The organism is Bathymodiolus azoricus thioautotrophic gill symbiont, from assembly GCF_001298715.1.
Classification (GTDB): Bacteria; Pseudomonadota; Gammaproteobacteria; order PS1; family Pseudothioglobaceae; genus Thiodubiliella.
In genome coordinates, this window is sequence record NZ_CDSC02000337.1 from 1 (window position 1) to 4,000 (window position 4,000).

Here is a 4,000-nt window from a genome sequence, read left to right on the forward strand (position 1 = left end):
AGACTTCTTTGAGTAAAGTGGTGGCTTGGTTGTCTTTTTTGGGGGTAGATTGTGGGTTGTTTTGAAAGCACTGCCTTCTTTACTTCAATATAAAATTATAGTTTAGCAAAGACACTGTCTGCCAAATCAATGGTTTTTTGAATATCAGCATCATTATGTGCTGTTGAAACAAATCCTGCTTCATACGCACTGGGTGCCAAATACACGCCTGCTGCTAACATTAAGTGGAAAAATTGATTGAAACGCTCAACATCACAGGCACAAGTTTGCTCAAAATTTATCACTGTATCGACCTCTGTAAAGAACAAGCCAAACATACCACCGACAACATTAGAAGTCATTGAAATATTATGCTTTCGTGCTGCTGTTACAATGCCGTTGGTTAATTTAAGGGCTTTTTGTTCTAAATTTGCATATAGGTTTTTATCTGCATCAATCGCCTCTAACATTGCCAGACCTGCTGCCATTGACATTGGATTGCCTGAGAGTGTACCTGCTTGGTAAACTGCACCCAAAGGGGCAATACACTCCATAATGGCTTTTTTGCCGCCAAAGGCGCCGACTGGCAATCCACCGCCAATGACTTTTCCTAATGTGGTCAAATCAGGCGTGACGCCAAATTTTTCTTGTGCGCCGCCTGATGCGACTCTAAATCCAGTCATCACTTCATCAAAAATTAACACCGTGCCGTGTTCATCACAGATTTCTCTCAAACCTTGCAAAAATCCATCAACGGGTAAGATGCAGTTCATATTACCCGCAACAGGCTCAACGATAATACAAGCAATATCTTTGCCTTTTTCAGCAAACACTTGTTTGACTTGTGCTAAATTATTGTATTCAAGCGTTAAGGTGTGCTTGGCAAAATCCGCTGGTACGCCTGCTGAGCTAGGCTCGCCAAGTGTCAATGCGCCAGAGCCTGCTTTTACCAATAATGAATCTGAGTGTCCGTGATAACAACCTTCAAATTTAACAATGTCATCACGCCCTGTAAATCCTCGTGCCAAACGAATAGCGCTCATCGTCGCTTCTGTGCCTGAACTGACCATACGCACGAGCTCAATAGAGGGTACCAACTGGCATACTTTTTTTGCCAGTTGTGTTTCAATCTGCGTCGGCGCACCAAAGCCTAAGCCGTTGTGTAAAGCTTGTTCCACTGCCGCTACGACACTTTGGTTGGCATGACCTAAAATCATCGGCCCCCATGATCCGACATAATCAATATACTGATTGTCATCAACATCAAATAAATAAGCGCCTTCGCCACGGGTAAAAAATATCGGTGTGCCACCCACACCTTTAAAGGCTCGTACAGGGGAATTTACCCCGCCTGGAATCACCTGTTGTGCTTCGTTGAAAAGTTGTTCTGAGTTTGTCATTGTTTATTCTCCAAAATCTGTGGATAGGTTTTTAAGTGGGTGATGTGTGACCATACAATCAGTATATTATCCAATAATAATTTAATATTGGCATTGGTTTTTGATAGATTAATCGCATGTGAAACATCGTTTAATAATTTAAACAAAAAATCGATTTTTGCCGCCATGATAATTTGATTAAGCTCAACCAAACCCCCTTCACGCTTGAGTGATTTAAGCCGAATACCTTCAATCACTAAATGCTGTAAACAATCCAACACTTCAACTTCAACACCATCAAAATCCTCTGTTTGATTAATTGTCATTGGGTGGATGGCAATATTTAATAATTGATTTTGCCATTTTTGATAATGAATAAATCTATCACCTGAGAACTCATCCAGCACTTTAAAAGGCACACCGTGTGCGGCTTCTAACAAATGCGCCACATCAAAATCTTCATTATGTTCAATATGTTGTTCAATCCATGCTTGTGTTGCTTGATCATAAGCAGGGCCAATATGAATACTTTGACAACGAGAAACAATCGTTACAGGTAGGCTTTTAGCATTGTGTGCCAGTAAAATAATCAGAGTATTTTTCCTAGGTTCTTCCAAAGTTTTTAACAAACTATTGGCAGCATTAACATTCATTTGATCGGCATAAAAAATAACACCAATTTGCAATTCGTTGGCAGTTTTGCCCAATGTTTCACAAAACTTGCGAATCTGATCAACCCGAATATCTTTAGAGCGATTCTTAGTTGTTGGGTTGATTTCACCCGCGCGACAATAAATCATATTAAGATAGTTAGAGCGCCTAATCAATACAGAAGTGTCTAGTTCTTGCCGAACATTATCCTTGTCTATGGTTTTGTCATTATTGATTAATACGCCAACGAGTTGCTGCATTAACTCAAATTTTCCTATCCGCAGCATGCCTGTGATCAGCAGCGCATGTGGCAGATGGTTTTGATCAATCATCTGTTTAAGTTTTGCAAAAGCGTTTTGGTGCCAAGGAAGTGTCATAGCATTTTCAAAATTTCTTGAATTTGGCTCAAAGTATTTTCAACACTTTGTGATGCGTCAATAAGCTTAATACGATCAGGATATTGTTTAGAGCGCTCAATGTAGACATTACGCACACGATTAAAAAAATCTAGGCTTTCTTGCTCAATACGGTCCTTTTCACCTCTGGATTCTATACGCTTCATACCAATCTCAACAGGCACATCTAATAGAAAAGTCATATCGGGTGTAAAGCTCTGCAACACCCAACTTTCTAACTGTGAGATACGCGCCATATTTAAACCACGCCCGCCACCTTGATAAGCATAAGAAGCATCGCTAAATCTATCGCTAAGCACCCAGTCACCTTGCGCTAATGCTGGTATTATTTTGTTTTGAATGTGCTCGTTTCTGGCGGCAAACATCAACATTAATTCAGTATCAGCGTGCATTTTTCCTGTGGAATTACTCAATAACAAGGTGCGAATCTTTTCCCCCATTTCTGTCCCCCCTGGTTCACGAGTCCGTTTAATATTAATGCCTTTATCTGCCAAATATTGATAAATAAGATCGCTTTGTGTGCTTTTTCCTGCGCCTTCTACGCCGTCAATGGTGATGAATTTTCCTTGCATAAAATTACCCTGAGACTTTTGCATATAAATAGATGGTTATACAAAAATCTTATTTTAGATACTTTCTAATGTTGTTTTTATGTTTTTCATAAGTGCGTGCAAAAGCATGAGTGCCGTCTTTTTTAGCAACAAAAAACAAACTATCGCCTGATGTAGGGTGCAACGCTGCACGCAATGAAGTAATGCCAACTGAGGCAATCGGCGTTGGAGGTAGTCCATGGTTTCGATAAGTGTTATAAGGGCTATTAACTCTTAAATCTTTTCGTGTTAAATAGCCACGATATGATTTACCCAAAGCATAGACAACGGTTGGGTCAGTTTGCAGGCGCATACCCCGTTGCAAACGACGCACAAATACGCCAGCTATGTGTGATTTTTCAGCATTGTGCGCGGTTTCTTTTTCAATCAATGATGCTAATATTAACGCTTGCTCTGGGCTACTAAAACGCAGGTTTTTGTCGCGTTTTTTCCATTCAATGGCTAATATTCCTCTTAGGATTTGATTAGATTTTCTAAAAATACTGGCGACACTATCACCCACTTCAAAGCGATAAGTGTTTGGCCAGAAACCCCCTTCATAAGGTGGTTGAATGCCCGCTATTTGCATCGTTCTTACAAATGAACCATTGGACTTGAGCGCCTTATTGCTTTCAAGTTGCTGGTAATAGTCAAGCGCAGTTTTACCTTCAACCAAAGTAACATTGCGGGTTGCTACTGTTGCCGATGCAAAATCATCAAGCAAATCTATCGTGCTCATATTTGGCACTACATCATAATAACCAGATTTTAGTTTTGAATAAGAACCAAAAAATTTAGCCATTACACGCACAAAAAAACTTGAGCGAATAATGCCCTGCTTTTCAAGATTGTTCGCAATAGCGGTAACACTAACCCCTGACGGTATATGATAAACAATCGGCTCAATGACTTTAATGCTGTTTGCCCAATAAAATAGTGACAATCCAAATACGATAATGGCTATTAGAAGTTTTTTCATTAGGTG

4 protein-coding genes are annotated in these 4,000 nt (G+C 39.9%); all 4 read right to left on the reverse strand.

The window, feature by feature from the left end:
* Nucleotides 1-95: 95 nt before the first annotated feature.
* Nucleotides 96-1,379: a glutamate-1-semialdehyde 2,1-aminomutase gene (hemL, locus tag BAZSYMA_RS06665; RefSeq protein ID WP_090716960.1), complete on the reverse strand. Its 1,284-nt coding sequence runs from the start codon at nt 1,377-1,379 to the stop codon at nt 96-98.
* Complete coding sequence (locus BAZSYMA_RS06670; protein WP_090716963.1) at nt 1,376-2,386, reverse strand: DNA polymerase III subunit delta'; 1,011 nt, start codon at nt 2,384-2,386, stop codon at nt 1,376-1,378. Before BAZSYMA_RS06670 ends, hemL begins: the two co-directional genes overlap by 4 nt.
* Nucleotides 2,383-3,021, reverse strand: coding sequence for a dTMP kinase (gene tmk, locus BAZSYMA_RS06675; protein ID WP_237733004.1), 639 nt, complete (start codon nt 3,019-3,021; stop codon nt 2,383-2,385). The genes BAZSYMA_RS06670 and tmk overlap by 4 nt, the downstream gene beginning before the upstream one ends.
* Nucleotides 3,022-3,046: 25 nt before the next feature.
* Nucleotides 3,047-4,000 (reverse strand): endolytic transglycosylase MltG (gene mltG, locus BAZSYMA_RS06680; protein WP_143243130.1); only part of this gene is annotated, 954 nt, incomplete at its 5' end.

Excerpts from the sequence above, each read along its gene's own strand:
- hemL (WP_090716960.1), bottom strand. The coding sequence starts at position 1,379 with ATGACAAACTCAGAACAACTTTTCAACGAAGCACAACAGGTGATTCCA.
- BAZSYMA_RS06670 (WP_090716963.1), bottom strand. The coding sequence starts at position 2,386 with ATGACACTTCCTTGGCACCAAAACGCTTTTGCAAAACTTAAACAGATG.
- tmk (WP_237733004.1), bottom strand. The coding sequence starts at position 3,021 with ATGCAAAAGTCTCAGGGTAATTTTATGCAAGGAAAATTCATCACCATT.